Annotated in this window: 18 protein-coding genes; 8 read left to right on the top strand and 10 right to left on the bottom strand. The window is 54.9% G+C overall.

All coding sequences use genetic code 11. From position 1 onward, the window contains the following. Positions 1 to 83 precede the first annotated feature (83 nt). Positions 84 to 935 (bottom strand): nitroreductase family protein, encoded by an 852-nt coding sequence (locus ACT3IC_RS00090; RefSeq protein ID WP_103179239.1) that lies wholly within the window; start codon positions 933 to 935, stop codon positions 84 to 86. A gap of 129 nt (positions 936 to 1,064) precedes the next feature. Between ACT3IC_RS00090 and ACT3IC_RS00085 the strand changes: the two genes are divergently transcribed. Both ACT3IC_RS00085 and ACT3IC_RS00080 read left to right on the top strand, forming a co-directional pair. Beyond that, positions 1,065 to 1,967, top strand: coding sequence for a LysR family transcriptional regulator (locus ACT3IC_RS00085; protein WP_156654335.1), 903 nt, complete (start codon positions 1,065 to 1,067; stop codon positions 1,965 to 1,967). 44 nt (positions 1,968 to 2,011) lie between these two features. Next, positions 2,012 to 2,266, top strand: a complete 255-nt coding sequence (locus tag ACT3IC_RS00080) for a hypothetical protein (protein WP_103179241.1) — start codon at positions 2,012 to 2,014, stop codon at positions 2,264 to 2,266. Positions 2,267 to 2,301: 35 nt separating this feature from the next. Here ACT3IC_RS00080 and yncL read toward each other — a convergent pair whose 3' ends face one another. Continuing rightward, positions 2,302 to 2,394: a stress response membrane protein YncL gene (gene yncL, locus ACT3IC_RS00075; protein WP_071886459.1), complete on the bottom strand. Its 93-nt coding sequence runs from the start codon at positions 2,392 to 2,394 to the stop codon at positions 2,302 to 2,304. Positions 2,395 to 2,756: 362 nt separating this feature from the next. Between yncL and ACT3IC_RS00070 the strand changes: the two genes are divergently transcribed. Then, positions 2,757 to 3,005, top strand: coding sequence for a GlsB/YeaQ/YmgE family stress response membrane protein (locus tag ACT3IC_RS00070; protein WP_032617669.1), 249 nt, complete (start codon positions 2,757 to 2,759; stop codon positions 3,003 to 3,005). Positions 3,006 to 3,056: 51 nt separating this feature from the next. Here ACT3IC_RS00070 and yoaJ read toward each other — a convergent pair whose 3' ends face one another. The 3 genes from yoaJ to ACT3IC_RS00055 are packed head-to-tail and all read right to left on the bottom strand — an operon-like array spanning position 3,057 to position 4,303. Then, complete coding sequence (yoaJ, locus tag ACT3IC_RS00065) at positions 3,057 to 3,131, bottom strand: protein YoaJ (protein WP_073885218.1); 75 nt, start codon at positions 3,129 to 3,131, stop codon at positions 3,057 to 3,059. Then, on the bottom strand, positions 3,132 to 3,230 hold the full coding sequence (locus tag ACT3IC_RS00060; protein WP_103179242.1) for a YoaK family small membrane protein: 99 nt from the start codon (positions 3,228 to 3,230) through the stop codon (positions 3,132 to 3,134). A 44-nt stretch (positions 3,231 to 3,274) separates the two neighbouring features. Beyond that, positions 3,275 to 4,303, bottom strand: a complete 1,029-nt coding sequence (locus ACT3IC_RS00055; protein ID WP_103179243.1) for a sensor domain-containing diguanylate cyclase — start codon at positions 4,301 to 4,303, stop codon at positions 3,275 to 3,277. Between the two features lie 349 nt (positions 4,304 to 4,652). On the opposite strand from ACT3IC_RS00055, the gene ACT3IC_RS00050 reads away from it, so the two are divergent. Next, positions 4,653 to 4,958 carry a hypothetical protein gene (locus ACT3IC_RS00050; protein WP_103179244.1) on the top strand — a complete coding sequence of 102 codons (306 nt, stop codon included), beginning with the start codon at positions 4,653 to 4,655 and terminating at the stop codon, positions 4,956 to 4,958. 1 nt (position 4,959) lies between these two features. Here the strand turns inward: ACT3IC_RS00050 and ACT3IC_RS00045 are convergent, their stop codons facing one another. Next, the gene (locus ACT3IC_RS00045) at positions 4,960 to 5,304 is read right to left on the bottom strand and encodes a DUF488 domain-containing protein (protein WP_263950940.1); all 345 of its coding nucleotides are present in this window, start codon (positions 5,302 to 5,304) and stop codon (positions 4,960 to 4,962) included. Positions 5,305 to 5,477: 173 nt separating this feature from the next. Between ACT3IC_RS00045 and ACT3IC_RS00040 the strand changes: the two genes are divergently transcribed. Next, positions 5,478 to 6,188, top strand: a complete 711-nt coding sequence (locus tag ACT3IC_RS00040) for a CTP synthase C-terminal region-related (seleno)protein (protein WP_103179246.1) — start codon at positions 5,478 to 5,480, stop codon at positions 6,186 to 6,188. A gap of 9 nt (positions 6,189 to 6,197) precedes the next feature. Here the strand turns inward: ACT3IC_RS00040 and ACT3IC_RS00035 are convergent, their stop codons facing one another. Further along, complete coding sequence (locus tag ACT3IC_RS00035; RefSeq protein WP_473475600.1) at positions 6,198 to 7,385, bottom strand: CynX/NimT family MFS transporter; 1,188 nt, start codon at positions 7,383 to 7,385, stop codon at positions 6,198 to 6,200. A gap of 96 nt (positions 7,386 to 7,481) precedes the next feature. On the opposite strand from ACT3IC_RS00035, the gene ACT3IC_RS00030 reads away from it, so the two are divergent. After that, entirely contained in the window at positions 7,482 to 8,273 is a 792-nt protein-coding gene (locus ACT3IC_RS00030; RefSeq protein WP_103179248.1) for an AraC family transcriptional regulator, read from the top strand. Here the strand turns inward: ACT3IC_RS00030 and ACT3IC_RS00025 are convergent. Then, entirely contained in the window at positions 8,257 to 8,703 is a 447-nt protein-coding gene (locus ACT3IC_RS00025; RefSeq protein ID WP_103179249.1) for a DUF441 domain-containing protein, read from the bottom strand. The two genes, ACT3IC_RS00030 and ACT3IC_RS00025, sit on opposite strands and share 17 nt — an antisense overlap. Before the next feature lie 392 nt (positions 8,704 to 9,095). Here ACT3IC_RS00025 and ACT3IC_RS00020 point away from each other — a divergent pair, with 392 nt between their 5' ends. Further along, complete coding sequence (locus tag ACT3IC_RS00020) at positions 9,096 to 11,135, top strand: TonB-dependent copper receptor (RefSeq protein ID WP_263950938.1); 2,040 nt, start codon at positions 9,096 to 9,098, stop codon at positions 11,133 to 11,135. Positions 11,136 to 11,179: 44 nt separating this feature from the next. On the opposite strand, the gene ACT3IC_RS00015 is transcribed toward ACT3IC_RS00020, so the two are convergent. Next, positions 11,180 to 12,463 carry a YeaH/YhbH family protein gene (locus tag ACT3IC_RS00015; RefSeq protein ID WP_420193037.1) on the bottom strand — a complete coding sequence of 428 codons (1,284 nt, stop codon included), beginning with the start codon at positions 12,461 to 12,463 and terminating at the stop codon, positions 11,180 to 11,182. Between the two features lie 126 nt (positions 12,464 to 12,589). Then, complete coding sequence (gene yeaG, locus ACT3IC_RS00010; protein WP_103179251.1) at positions 12,590 to 14,524, bottom strand: protein kinase YeaG; 1,935 nt, start codon at positions 14,522 to 14,524, stop codon at positions 12,590 to 12,592. Between the two features lie 434 nt (positions 14,525 to 14,958). Here yeaG and ACT3IC_RS00005 point away from each other — a divergent pair, with 434 nt between their 5' ends. Further along, positions 14,959 to 15,705 carry a MipA/OmpV family protein gene (locus ACT3IC_RS00005; protein ID WP_156654338.1) on the top strand — a complete coding sequence of 249 codons (747 nt, stop codon included), beginning with the start codon at positions 14,959 to 14,961 and terminating at the stop codon, positions 15,703 to 15,705. Positions 15,706 to 15,732 lie beyond the last annotated feature (27 nt).

Genomic DNA, 15,732 nt, shown 5'->3' with positions numbered 1-15,732 from the left:
GTATGCGAACGGGAGCCTGATGGCTCCCGTTTTTTATGGGCGTTTGATGAGCGGATCTGAAGAGACCCCGGGCTAAATCCCGGTTATTTTAATTTGAAACCGCGCTGCATGACCGTTTCGCGTAAATTGATTCGCCCGCCGAGATAATCCATGCTGGTCGCGGAATCAACGACGGAGCCGGTCCAGGTTTTGTCGCGCATATTCTGGCGACGACGAAATGCCTGATATGCATTTTCATAGCCTTCAAGATAGGTGCGATAGCGATCCTGTTGGTAGCGATTGTAATGGAGCACCATTGGCTGAGCCGGTCGCGGGCGAATGCTGCTGGTTCTGGCTCTGTCGGGCCACCCGGTTGCCATGCCAAACGTGACAAAGCTGTACTCAGGCAGGTTGATGATTTCCGCCACCTCTTTGGCAATATTACGCATCACCCCGAGATAGACTATTCCTAAGCCTATGGATTCCGCTGCAACGGCAGCGTTCTGGGCGGCAAGGGCGGCATCAATCGATGCCATCAGGAAAGAGTCGAGGTAGTCGAGCACAACAGGCTCTTTACCGGCATCTTTTGTTATTCCTGCCCCTCGCGACAGATCTGCCACCCAGAGGAGCAGGGCGGGTGCTTCCTCAATCCACGGGATACGATCCACGGGCACTGAACGTGCTACGGTATCTGAAATACGCTGTTTAAGCGCCGGGTCCGTAACGGCTACCAGGCTCCACTGATTCAGGGCAGAGGAGTTTGAGGCTGATTGCGCTGCAGCGACCATGGTCTCTATTGCCCCATCCGGGAGAGGTTCAGGCAAAAATGTCCTGACAGATTTATGGCCCAGCAGGGCTTCGACCTGCGGCGTCCAGATAATGTTGTCTGGTTTGGGTTGCTCAACACCGTATCGGGCTTCCAGCAACGCCTGTTGTTTTGCAGTAACGTCAGTCATGGTTTTACTCTCCTTCGGCAAATTTCATGACCGCAGGATAGCGGGAGTTGCCACACGGATAAGCCCCCCATTTACGACTTCAGTTTCCATATGTGTGCACAATCAGATGGCATACTTTAAAATAGAGTCATGGATCATCTGTTAGCTATACGTATATTCCAGCGCATCGTAGAGACGCGCTCTTTCACAAAGGCCGCAGCACACCTGGATTTGCCGCGCTCCACTGTCAGTAAGAATCTCAAATTATTAGAGGAACATATAGGCACAAAGCTGATACAGCGCACGACACGTACTGTCACCTTAACGACCGAGGGGGCCGAGTATTACAGAAGGATCAGTAAGCTCGTCACTAAACTCGATGAAACCGAAGGCGCCATTCGGGATATGGGCGCCGCCGCGAAAGGAAGGCTGCGCATCGATCTTCACTCCTCGCTGGCGAATTTTGTCCTGATGCCGGTACTCGAAGAGTTTCGTGAACGCTATCCCCATATACAGCTGGCGCTTGGGGTGGGCGATCGCCCGGTTAATCTTATAGAGGAAGGTGTAGACTGCGTCATTCGCGCAGGTGAGCTGACGGATTCTTCTCTGATTGCGCGAACGCTGTATAAAGATCGCTTAATTACCTGTGCAAGCCCCGGCTACCTGAAACAGTATGGCGTGCCCAAAAAACTGACTGACCTTGAAAATGGACATAAAATCGTCGGCTATTTCAGTGCTGCAACCGGTGAGGCCTGGCCTCTGCGTTTCATGAGCAGGGGAGGCGAAAAACAGTTGGCAGCATTTGATATCGCCGCGAATGATAGTGCCGCGCTGATAAGTATGCTTGTCCACGGCATGGGCATAGGGCAAACACATGCTTCCGTAAGCCGTCGCTTTATAGCATCGGGTGAACTTGTTCCTGTTCTTGAAGAGGTTACGCACAGACAATTTCCTGTCTCTATTATTTTCCCGCCAACAAAGCCGTTAAATGGCCGATTGAGAATATTCATCGACTGGATGATTGAGAGATTTTCTGGAAATAGTACCTGGTAGGAAGCCGATGGGTGCCCGTTTTTTATGGTTACGCAGGAGGAATAATGCTTGATGAGACAGCGCTTCGCCGCATTGCCGCAGGTGAACTCTTGGCGGCAACACCAGCAGAGCTTGCCGCCGAACTTCTGACTATCCGTCAGGAGAACGCCCGCCTGAAGCAGCTTCTCGCAACCGAAGTGAAGCTCCCTTATGTCAGCGCCAGCCCGGTGTGTGATATCGAGGCCGGATACGCGGCAGGCGTCACCGACTGTAAAGAGGCGATACGTCGGGCAGGATTTTTAATCGAAGGGGATGATTAAAAGATGAAACCCGACGGATGCCGGGCCTGCTCACGTTAAAACCAGTTAAATTTGTCCGAGAGTATAAGCAACAAGGAACTGGCACAAACAAGGTTAATACAAATCACGAATCTGCTGGAAACATTCATGTTATCAATACCATTATGGCTGTACTGGGATTGTGCTAATAAGCGTAATCGCAAATCCCAGAACGTCAAATCGCAGGATAACAGGCAAAAAAAAGCCCACGAAACGTGGGCAAGTAATACTGGAAGCAATGTGAGCAATGTCGTACTGAATACCTGAGTGATTTGCTCAACTATTCAGTATTGAGAAAGATAATGTTTCTCATTAACGATTGCAACCCCATCTTTTGTGTGGGACGCCGTTTGTGGACTTAATCTTAAAATCTTCACGTGATGGCTATCACAAACTTGCATTTCTGAATCCTGTGCTAAGCTTTCTGTGTACTTGATTTGACGACAAAAACCATACAGAGAGGAAAGCAGTTATGGGAATCATATCCTGGATTATCTTTGGGCTTATTGCAGGTATTCTGGCGAAGTGGATCATGCCGGGCAAAGATGGCGGTGGGTTCATCGTTACGGTCATTCTGGGCATCATCGGTGCCGTAGTGGGTGGCTGGATCAGTACCCTGTTCGGATTCGGCAGAGTCGATGGCTTTAACTTCGGCAGCTTTATGGTTGCAGTAATTGGTGCGCTGGTGGTGCTGTTTATTTACCGTAAGGTAAGAAGCTAACCCGACACACTTCAGAAAAAAGACCGCCAATAGGCGGTCTTTTTCCGCGATTCACCACCAGCCTAACTGGCTTCCGGCCACGGCCACAATGGCGACAATCAGCATAATAATCGTCGTTTTTCTCATTTATCCCCCAGGCGCAGCGTAGCCGCCGATAAAAAACCACGTTAAAAACACCACCGCCGTGATAAAAATCACGATCGGGAACAGAATACCAAGCCGCATGCTATCACCTGTCCTGAAATACAAAACCCGTCGAGTGTACGGGGTTAATCGATATTGAGAAAGGGCGTTTTCCGTTTCCCTTTTTTATCGCTGTACATGGCGGCGTCGGCTACCCGCAGTGCGCTATCTGCATCCAGTCTGGCAGGATCCACCTCAATCACCCCCAGGCTGGCGCCCGGGTAGACCAGATGCACATCCCCCAGCCAGTACTCCCCGGCGATCTGTGCGCTCAGCTGTCTCTTCAGCACCGTCAGCGACGTCTGCTCGCCGCTTTCGCTATCATGACTCAGGCAGGCCACCAGGAACTCGTCGCCACCCAGCCTGCCGACGATATCATCCTCGTCGCGTCCTTCATTCAACCGTTTACCCACTTCCACCAGGAACCGATCGCCAGCCTCATGGCCAAAGCGATCGTTAATAAGTTTGAAATTATCCAGATCGATATAGGCGATAATGGCGTTGCGGTTTAGATGACGCGCCAGCGAGAAGAGGGTGGTGAGATTTTCAAAAATCGCGCGACGGTTAGGCAGCCCGGTCAGGGCATCGGTATAGGACCAGGTAATCAGGGCGGCGTTAGCTTCACGCAACTGCCGGACAAGCGACTCTTTCTCAATGTACTGGGCGATGAGCCCGGCGAAGAGCTTTAAGACCTGCTCGCCGCGTTCGCTCAACGGTTGTTTATGGGTGCTGGTGGCGCAGAGGGTGCCATAGAGCGAACCATCCGTCAGATGAACCGGTATGCTCACGTAGGTAGTGATACCCAGCGCTTTTGCCGCGTCGCAGTCTGCAAAGCGTTCGGGGACGTTATCGCTATAGAAGCAGTCGGAATCGATCGCCCGTTTGCACAGCGTGTCGCCCCAGGGAACGCTGAGCCCTTCCGGGATTTGCATCTGTTTGCTGTTTCTGGCGTAGAGAATATGCTGCAGACGGGCGTTGATATCAATTTTGGTAAGGTAGGTGGACTCCATGTCCGTCACTATCTCAAGCATTTCGAGCAGCTGACGCACCAGGCCCTCAAGTGATTGCTCAGTGCTGAGCGTTTCTGAAACACGGGCAAGAATAATATCCGACATGACGCTGCTCAACTCCCCTTACAGATGATCTCTGTACCTGTCTGATTTGCTCAAAGATTGACGGCGGATAGTAAAACATGAATTAACAACATTTCATATATTCAGGCGAGGAAGGGCACATTCTGGCAGGAAAAAGCCCCGGCGCAGGGCCGGGGAAAATAACAGCTTGATTACGGAATGATGTTCTCTGGTCTTTGCGAGAACGATGGCACTATAGCGAGGAAAGATGTTGGCAGAATGAAGAAATCATGGAGAAAGATTAACCGCCTCCCCTGGTGACAGGGCAGACCGGCTGGGATAAACTTTGCTAAGATAATTCTTAAACTCTCAGTATCCAGCACGAGGAAGTATGTTCCAGTTAAATCCGGGCAGCCTGGCGATGGTTATCGGCGCCCGCACGCCAGCAGGTCGTCGCAATATTGGTAAATCTGTGGAGCTGTTTAGCCTCTGTCAGCCGGGGCAGCGTTTTTTAAACCCGGTCAACGGCGTGGTGACCGAGCTGCCGCGAGGGGCAGAACGTCCCCTGTGGCTGGTGACCGGTGATGTCTGGTCGGTGGATAACCAGCACGGTTTTGCCTTTGTTCGCCCGGAACACCTGATGCCGCTCACTCCTGAAGAGGCGCCTGAAACTCTCGACGCGCTGATGCTGGACTGAATTACAGCTTACGCAGCCAGTCGGCTAACACCAGCGCGTGATTGTGCTCCCGGTCTTTCGCGCCATAGAGCAGCGTCACGGGCTGGTTGTCGGCCAGACGGGCAATGCGCCGCCCCTCATCTTCCTGCAAGGCCAGCTCCTGACGATAATGTTTGCTGAAGCTGGCGAAATCGATGGTCTCACTGTGAAAGTCCTTGCGCAGTGCATTGGAAGGCGCCAGCGTTTTACACCACTCATCGCACGCTAACGCCTCCTTTTTCATGCCCCGCGGCCAGAGTCTATCCACCAGGATACGGTAGCCATCGTCCTGGCTTGCCTCGTCATACAGTCGTTTGCACTGAATCATTCTCTTGCTCCTTAATCCGGGTGACGCGGTGCTGGCGGTCACGATCGTAACGGTATCACAGGTTGGCTTTCCGCTTTTGCCCACTTATTTTAAGGTGTTGTGATATCAACGAAAGATCGGTAGTCTGACGCGCCTTATGTTATCTGATATTTATCTGGCATAAGGATCACTGTATGGAACTCTCTGCCCTAAAAGATACCCTCCGAATTGCGCTGGTCGGCGACTACAATCATGACGTGCCGGCTCACCAGGCGATTCCTCTCGCCATTGATGATGCCGCCGCGGTGCTGGACATTACCGCCGACTACGACTGGCTGGCCACCACCGAATTAACCAGCCCGGAGGACCTGGTCGGCTACGACGCGATCTGGCTGGTTCCTGCAAGTCCCTATAAAAATGCTGACGCTGCGTTCATTGCGGCGCGGTATGCCCGGGAGAACAGCGTGCCGTTTCTGGGCACCTGCGGCGGATTCCAGCATGCGCTCATTGAATATGCGCGTAACGTTCTTGGCTGGCAGGATGCCGCCCACGCAGAAACCGATACCGCAGGGCGAATGGTCATTGCCCCCCTGACCTGCTCGCTGGTGGAGGTCGCCGATACCATTGAACTACGCGCTAACACCCTGATCGCTAAAGCCTATGGTCAGGAGGAGATCGAGGAAGAATATCGCTGCAATTATGGCGTTTCGCCTGAATTTGCGCAGGAGCTGGAGAAGGGCGATATGCGCGTCACCGGCTGGGACGCGCAGGGGGAGATCCGTGCCGTAGAGTTGGTCACCCATCCATTCTTTGTGGCGACGCTGTTCCAGCACGAGCGCGCTGCCCTTGCAGGGCGTCCTGCGCCGCTGGTGCAGGCGCTGCTTCGCGCGGCACAGAGTTACTGAATAAAGGGCTTAGCCGGGTGTGATCTCCCGGTCACGCCCGGCAAGGATCCCGCACACGGCCATGATGACTGACACCAGCGCACAGGCCAGCAGCGGGATCCGCCAGTCGCCGTTGGTATCATGGATTTTACCCATCAGCGGCGGGCCACAGGCGGCAAGCAGATAGCCGACCGATTGCGCCATCCCGGAAAGGGCTGCCGCCTGATGGGCCGAACTGGCGCGCAGGCCAATAAACGTCAGGCCGAGGATCATCGTCGCACCGGAGCCAAAGCCAAAAATCAGCGTCCACATCACCGCCATCGCCGGCATAAACCACAGCCCGGCAGCACTTACCGCACACATCATCGCCGCCAGTCCGGCGATACCGCGCTGATCTTTCAGGCGAAGCAGGATCAGCGGCACGACAATTCCCGGTGCCGCGGTCGCCAGCTGTAACAGCCCGTGCAGGGAACCCGCCTCGGTTTCGCTGTATCCGTGACTCTGCAGGATCGCCGGAAGCCAGCCAATAATCACATAGTAAATCAGCGAGTTAATCCCCAGAAACAGCGTCACCTGCCAGGCCAGTGCGGAACGCCAGATGCCCCGGCTGTGCAGGGCGCGGGCGCCGCTCAGGGTGCCGGCAGGGCGCTGACGCCATTGCGGCAGCCACAGCAGCAGGGCCAGCAGAGGAAATACCATCAGCATTAACAGTGCGCCGTGCCAGCCCGCGCCGCTCAGGGCAACCGGCACCACCAGCGCCGAGCCCAGCGCGGCGGCAGCTCCCATGGTCAGGGAGTACGCCCCGGTAAGTTTCGCCACCTGGCCGGGGAAATCGCGTTTGATCAGCCCCGGCAGCAGGACGTTGCCCAGCGCAATACCGCAGCCAATGATGGCGGTGCCGCCAAACAGCAATGCCGAAGAGGGAAGCGAACGCAGGGCAATCCCGGCGATGATCAGCAGCAGGGCGATAAAGAGGCTGCGCTCCATCCCGATGCGCCGGGCGAGGCCGGCCGCCAGCGGCGAAATCAGCGCAAAGGCCAGCAGGGGAAGGGTGGTAAGCAGTCCGGTCTGGGCGGTGGTCAGGGCATAATCTGTACGAATAGCATCCAGCAGCGGCGCTGCACCGGTAAAGGTCACCCGCAGTGAGGTGGCAATCATCAGGATCCCGGCAATCAACAGCGCTCGCTGTTTGCCGGTAGCAGAAAGGGCAAGGGTCATGGGAATCTCTTACGTCGAAATGAGGCTACAGGATACGCATTTTCACCGTGGTTGAAATCAAGCTAAAATGACAGATTATCGCTAATATCGGACAAAATGATGCCTGGACTCGGCCTTGCGGGATACGATCCCGACAGCCAGCACGATCCTGCGGTGGCGTTTCATGTACGCGTGGTGGAAGACGAGCAGCGCATTCCGTTCCACCAGCACCGCAAAGGCCAGCTGATTCTCGCCCTGCACGGAGCCATTACCTGCGAGGTGGAAAATGCCATGTGGATGGTGCCCCCGCAGTTCGCCGTCTGGATCCCCGGCCTGCTGCCGCACAGCAATAAGGCCACGCCCAGCGCCCGCCTCTGCTTTTTGTTTATTGAACCCGGCGCGGTATCGATGCCGGACCGCTGCTGCACCCTGAAAATCTCACCTCTGGTGCGGGAGTTGATCCTGACCCTGGCGGAGCGCAGCCCCGCTGAGCAGGAGCCTGCCACCCGGCGGCTGGTGCAGGTGCTGTTTGATGAGCTGCCCCGACAGCCACAGGAGCAGTTGCAGCTTCCGGTATCCACGCATCCCAAAATCCGCCTGATGAGTGACACCATGGCCGAATCGCCTGCCGCCTGGCAGACGCTGCACCAGTGGGCGCGCCATTTTGCGATGAGTGAGCGCAATCTCGCCCGGCTGGTGGTCAGCGAAACCGGGCTCAGCTTTCGCCGCTGGCGGCATCAGCTCCAGCTGATTGTCGCCCTGCAGGGGCTCATTAGCGGGCAGTCGGTGCAGCAGGTGGCGCAAAACCTGGGTTATGACTCCACCACGGCGTTTATCACGATGTTCAAAAAGGGGCTGGGCCAGACCCCGGCCCGGTATGTCGCCAGCCTCGCTACGACTTCCCGATAAACAACGACACCAGCCCGGCGGCGATCAGCGGGCCGACCGGGACGCCGCGGAAGAGCGCCACGCCCAGCACCGTACCCACCAGCAGACCCGCGACCAGCGTGGGCTGGGAGCTCATCAGCGTAACGCCGCGACCGCCAAGCCAGGAGACAAATACCCCCACGGCAATGGCGATCAACGATTTCCAGTTCATAAAGGCATGGATAAGCGTGGAAGCCGGTAATGTGCCGCTGGCGATGGGGGCCATCACCCCGATGGTCAGGATGATGATCCCCACGGTCAGCCCCTGTTTTTCAATCCACGGGAAAAAACCGCTAAGCGGCGTCACGCGAACGATGATCAGAACCAGAATTGATATTGCGACCGTGGTGTTATGGCTGATAAAGCCCAGCGCGGCCAGGCCCAGAAGAATGAGCAGGGTAGGGTCAAACATAGGGTATTCCTTGCCAAAATAGAAAAGTAAGCCTGCTTACTTTACGTGCTCGCGTGCCGGTAAAAAGGGTTTTGTGCAAAAAAGAGTGTGATTTGGGCGATTGCCTGAAGCGGAGAGACGGTGCGGGTTAACGCCACGGACAGGCGGTTCAGCCGGGAAAAAATGGCGTTATTTTGAATATTCGCTGCTGGCGTTGAGTATCAGCAAAACCAACAACATGACAATTTACAACTTTTTTCTACCGCTCTTATTCTCCTCACGCAACGTTGTTCCGGTTTACCCCCTTCGGCAAACTTTACGTAGTTTATGTGCCTGCTCGTTAAGCGCTTTCGTTATCGAAAGGATTCGGTTTCGCAGCGGTACACCACGCCACTCTTCAATCAGGCACAGCAATGAAAAAATTTACGTTTCCCCCCCATCCTCTGGCTCTGGCGCTGCTCACCGCCTTTTCCGGCGCAGCGCTTGCCGCGGGGACTATCAGCACAGCACCGGTGAACGATCAGGATGTGATCACCGTGACGGCACCGGTTCTTTCTCCACTTGAAGTGGTCACGTCGCCCAAAACCCCGCGCCAGCCGGTGCCGGCCAGCGACGGCTCGGATTACCTTAAAACCATCCCCGGCTTTAGCCAGATCCGTAATGGCGGCAGTAATGGCGATCCGGTATTTCGCGGCATGTTTGGTTCGCGTCTGCGCCTGCTAACCAACGACAGTGAAATGCTCGGCGCCTGTCCGTCGCGAATGGATGCGCCAAGCTCATACATCTCGCCGGAAAGCTACGATCTGCTGACGGTCACCAAAGGGCCGGAAACCGTGCTCTGGGGGCCGGGAAACTCCGCCGGAACGGTGCGCTTCGAACGTGAACCGCCCCGTTTTGACAGCGCCGGCATCAAGGGCGACGCCAGCTTTCTCGCCGCTTCGAATGACCGCTTCGATGAAAATGCCAATGTCAGCTTCGGTAACGACACGGGCTATGTACGCCTCAACGGCAATAAATCGAAAGCGGGCGACTACAAAGACGGTAACGGCGACCGGGTGGCCTCGAAATGGGACAAGTGGAACACCGATCTGGCCATCGGCTGGACACCGGATGCGGATACGTTACTGGAACTCACCGCCGGTCAGGGGGATGGCGACGCAAGCTATGCCGGGCGCGGCATGGACGGATCCCAGTTCAAGCGCGAAAGCCTGGGCCTGCGCTTTAAGAAAGAGAATATCGGCGACATTTTCGATTCCCTGGAGATGAGCGCCTATTACAACTACGCCAACCACATCATGGACAACTACTCCATGCGCTCCTCCGGCACCCCGGATTCCGGCTCCATGAACGGCATGCCGATGGGATCGATGGATATGTCGATGCCGATGGAAAAACAGGTCGATCGTCGCACCGTCGGCGGCAGGATGGTGGGGACCTGGCTATGGTCAGATTTCCAGCTGCAAAGCGGGCTGGATATGCAGACCAACACCCATCGCAGCAATGAAGATGATGAGGACAAAGGCTGGCAGGAGGATGCACGTTTTCACGATTACGGCGCGTTCGGCGAGCTGACGTGGAATGCGACCGATCTGAGTAAAGTGATTGGCGGCGCGCGTCTGGATAAGGTCGAAGTGGATAACTATACCAGCATCGGCAGCGACAGCCGCGAGGATACCCTTCCGGCGGGCTTCCTGCGCGTGGAGCATAATCTGGGCACGGCACCGGCGATGGTCTACGCCGGGCTCGGTTATACCGAACGATTCCCCGATTACTGGGAGCTGTTTTCGCCCACCTATGGCCCGGACGGCACCTCGGATGTCTTTGATAATCTCAAACCAGAGCAAACCACCCAGCTTGACGTCGGCGCCCAGTATAAAGGCGAGCGTACCACCGGGTGGATCTCCGCCTATGTCGGGCGCATCAACGACTTTATTCTGTTTAGCTACGATCCTGACGATTCCCACGTCAGCCAGGCCGACAACGTGGATGCCACCATTATGGGTGGGGAGATGGGCGCCTCCTGGCAGCTGAGCGATCAGTGGAAAACCGACGCTACCCTTAACTACTCCTGGGGGGAGAACACGGACGACCACCAGCCGCTGCCGCAAATGCCGCCGCTGGAGGCGCGTCTTGGCCTCACGTGGGAGCAGGGCGACTGGAGTTCAACCGGCCTGCTGCGCATGGTGAGCCCGCAGCATCGGGTGGCGATGAATGAAGGTAACGTGGTCGGGAAAGATTTCGATCAGAGCGCTGGCTTTGCCATTCTCTCCGCCAACGCGGCATGGAAGGTGAATAACTACCTGAAGCTGAGCAGTGGGGTCGATAACCTGCTGGACAAAAACTACAGCGAGCATCTTAACCTGGCGGGGAACAGCAGCTTTGGCTACTCCTCCGACACGCCGGTCAATGAACCGGGTCGGACCGTGTGGGCAAAAATGAACGTTACGTTCTGACAGAAAGCTAACGTAAAACCGCCGGTCAATGACCGGCGGTGGCGTTAACTGTTGCTGGTGGCAGATTGCTTATGGAAAAGCTCTCTGAATACCGGATAGATATCGTCCTGGTCGCGAATGTGCTGCATCGCGAAGTTATCAAACGTGCTTTGCAGATGTTCATACTCACGCCACAGCGTCTGGTGAGCGCGGCGGGTGATCTCGATATAGCTGTAGTAACGCACAACCGGCAGCAGTTTTTTCGCCAGAATTTCATGGCACAGCGGCGAATCGTCTGCCCAGTTATCACCGTCCGACGCCTGAGCAGCATAGATGTTCCACTGCGCCGGGTCGTAACGCTCCTTCACCACCTCATCCATCAGCTTCAGGGCACTGGAAACGATAGTCCCCCCCGTCTCCTGTGAGTAGAAGAACTCATGCTCATCCACCTCCTTGGCCTGGGTGTGATGGCGAATATAGACCACTTCCACGTTCTTATAGGTTCGGCTCAGGAAGAGATAGAGCAGAATATAAAAGCGCTTGGCCATATCTTTGGTAGCCTGATCCATCGAGCCGGAAACGTCCATCAGGCAGAACATCACCGCCTGGCTTGAAGGCTCAGGACGCTTTTCATAGTTCTTGTAACGCAGGTCAAAGGTGTCGATAAACGGCACGCGCTCGATTTTGGCGCGCAGTTCGGCGATCTCTTTGCGTAAACGCTCCTCTTCCAGCAGCTGCGCTGGCTCGCTTTTCGCCACACTATCCAGGCTTGCTTCCAGCTCGCGCAGTTCACGCCGTTTGCCCGCGGTCATGGCGGTACGGCGCGCCAGTGAGTTCTGCAGCGAACGCACCACGCTGATATTTGCCGGCACGCCGTTGGCGGTAAAACCGGCCCGGTGGGTTTTGTATTCGTTCAACTGACGATGCTGGTTCTTCTTCAGATTCGGCAGGGCCAAATCCTCAAACAGCAGATCCAGGTACTCATCCTTGGAGATCTGAAACACAAATTCGTCCTGACCTTCACCGTCCTGGCTGGCCTGGCCCTGACCACTGCCGCCGCCACCGCCGCCCCCCTGTGGACGTTCAATACGGTCATTCTGGACAAAATGGTCATTACCGGGATGAACGCGATGGCGCAAACCACCGCGTCCCTGATGGAACATCGGTTCGCTAATATCATCCGTCGGGATAGAGACGGACTCCCCGCTGTCTACGTCGGTCACCGAACGCTTGTTAATGGCCTCGGAGATCGACTGTTTGATTTGCGCTTTATAACGACGCAAGAAGCGCTGGCGATTCACCGTGCTCTTGTTTTTGCCGTTAAGACGCCGGTCAATAAACCAGGTCATATGCCCCCCGTACTGCATTTGCCAACTTTCAGTGCCCGTAAGTGCCGGACAGCGCTGACGCTTATCCGGCCTACGGAACATTGTTGTAGGCCCGGCAAGCCACACGCCGCCGGGCTTTTTGGGCTGTTAAGACGACTTACGCACGCGCAGGTACCATTCGCAGAGCAGGCGAACCTGTTTGCGGGTGTAACCTTTCTCCATCATGCGGTCGACAAAATCGTCGTGCTTTTTCTGCTCGTCGGTTGAGGTTTTGGCATTGAACGAAATGACCGGCAACAGCTCCTCGGTATTGGAGAACATTTTCTTCTCAATCACGGTGCGCAGTTTTTCGTAGCTGGTCCAGTTTGGATTCCGTCCGCTGAAGTTCGCTCTGGCGCGCAGCACGAAGTTGACGATCTCGTTACGGAAGTCTTTCGGGTTACTGATCCCGGCAGGCTTCTCGATTTTTTCCAGTTCCGCATTCAGTGACTCGCGGTCAAACAGCTGGCCGGTATCCGGGTCGCGGTACTCCTGATCCTGGATCCAGAAATCGGCATAGGTGACGTAGCGGTCAAAAATGTTCTGTCCATACTCGGAGTAAGATTCCAGATAGGCGGTCTGGATCTCTTTGCCAATAAACTCGGCGTATTTCGGGATCAGATAGCCTTTCAGGAACTCCAGGTAACGTTCAGCCTGTTCCTGCGGGAACTGTTCACGTTCAATCTGCTGCTCCAGCACGTAGAAGAGGTGTACCGGGTTAGCGGCCACTTCGGTGTGGTCAAAGTTGAACACACGGGAGAGGATTTTGAACGCGAAACGCGTGGAGAGACCGTTCATCCCTTCATCGACACCGGCGTAGTCACGATACTCCTGATAGGATTTCGCTTTCGGGTCGGTATCTTTCAGGCTTTCACCGTCGTAAACACGCATTTTCGAGTAAATGCTGGAGTTTTCTGGCTCTTTCAGGCGCGACAGGATTGAGAAGCGCGACAGCGTCTCCAGGGTTCCCGGGGCGCAAGGGGCATGAACCAGCTCACTGTGGTTAAGCAGTTTTTCGTAAATCTTGATCTCTTCGGAGATCCGCAGGCAGTAAGGCACTTTGACAATGTAAACACGGTCAAGGAACGCCTCGTTGTTTTTATTGTTTCTGAACTGAACCCATTCAGATTCGTTGGAGTGCGCCAGGATAATGCCGTTAAACGGCAGGGCGGAAATACCTTCCGTCCCGTTGTAGTTACCTTCCTGGGTTGCCGTCAACAGTGGATGCAGCACCTTAATCGGCGCTTTAAACATCTCGACGAATTCCATAATCCCCTGGTTGGCGCGGCACAGCGCACCGGAATAGCCGTATGCGTCAGGATCGTTTTGCGCGTGGTTTTCCAGTTTACGGATATCCACTTTACCGACCAGAGCAGAGATATCCTGGTTGTTCTCATCACCCGGTTCAGTTTTGGCAATCGCAATCTGCTCCAGAATGGATGGCCATACTTTCACCACGCGGAATTTGGTGATATCACCGCCAAATTCGTGCAGGCGCTTCGCTGCCCACGGCGACATGATCGTCCCGAGATAGCGGCGAGGGATGCCGTACTCTTTATCCAGTATCTGCGCATCTTCCTGCGGGTTAAACAGGCACAGCGGATGGTCGTTCACCGGGCTACGTTCACCGTTGGCGCTCAGGACGTAGATAGGTACGCGCTGCATCAACGATTTCAGCCGCTCGGCCAGCGAGGATTTACCGCCGCCAACGGGACCCAACAGATACAAAATCTGTTTCTTCTCTTCCAGACCCTGAGCAGCATGTTTCAGATAAGAGACAATCTGCTCGATGGCATCTTCCATGCCGTAAAATTCTTCAAACGCAGGATATCGGGCGACGACCCGATTCGAAAACAGACGGGAAAGCCGTGGCTCCTGGGCGGTATCAACCATATTTGGCTCACCGATAGCCATCAATAGTCGTTCCGCCGCATTGGCATAAGCACTGCGATCTTGCCGGCAGATGGTAAGAAACTCCTGCAGTGTGAACTCTTCGTCCTTGGCAGCTTCATAACGCTGGCGATAGTGATCGAATATATTCATGGCATGCCGTCCTTTCGTTTTTTAGCACAGGAAAAGAGCCGTTCATATGAATAGTAGAGGCTCCCGGAAGCGGGATCCGTTGCACCTCACTGCCAGAGCAGCAACCCGTGTGCCAGGTCGGGCGGCTGAAACTGCGGGGTGATCAGGTATTCAGCTTCTTAAAATTAAGCGTAGATGGCATTTGCAAAACTTGCATGTATGCCAAAACTAATTTCAATGACATATCAATAACTCATCCAAAAAAATAGCCAAATCTTAAACGTCAAACACACTTATTTCACTGAACGGTAATGCGCGTGACAGCGTTTCGTCATCTGCCGCAAACAAAATATTCTGTTAATCAAATTGATTAGCAGACAAAAAATTTTGAGCAATGGGGGAGATGACGGTTACACTTCACTCGCTGATTATTTGACTACAGGAAAGAATGGATTGTGACCAAACTCAAACTTCTGGCACTGGGGATTATCGTTGCCACCTCAGTAAGTACAGCATACGCGGAGAATCAGTGGTCAATTGGTGCTGGTGTCGGCGTAATCAATAGCCCTTATAAACAGTACGATCGTGATTTCTACCCGGTTCCGGTTATCACCTATGAAGGCGATAACTTCTGGTTCCGTGGGCTGGGCGGTGGCTACTATCTGTGGAACGACCAGACCGACAAACTCTCCATCATGGCTTATTACGACCCGACGCACTTCAAGCCTGGCGACAGTGACAACCGTCAGCTGCGCCAGCTGGACAAGCGTAAAAGCACCATGATGGCGGGGATTTCATGGGTACATAACACGCAGTACGGTTTCCTGCGCACCGCCCTGGCTGGCGACACGCTCGACAACAGTAACGGTTATATCTGGGATCTGGCGTGGTTGTACCGTTACACCAACGGCGGGCTGACGCTCACCCCGGGCATCGGTCTGGAATACAACAGCGACAACTACAACGACTACTATTATGGCGTTTCCCGTAACGAAGCACGACGCAGCGGCCTGCGCAGCTACGATGCAGACGACAGCTGGCAACCGTACCTGGAGCTGACGGCCAGCTATAAATTCGCCACGGACTGGAACGTCTACGGTACCGGCCGCTATACCCGTCTCAGCGATGAGGTGAAAGACAGCCCGATGGTTGATAAATCGTGGACCGGTCTGATGTCGGTGGGTGTGACCTACAGTTTCTGATTGTGCATTTGTACTGCGCAATTTGTG

The organism is Leclercia sp. GHBNCSD (assembly GCF_055805075.1).
This window is presented reverse-complemented; position numbering and strand designations above follow the sequence as displayed.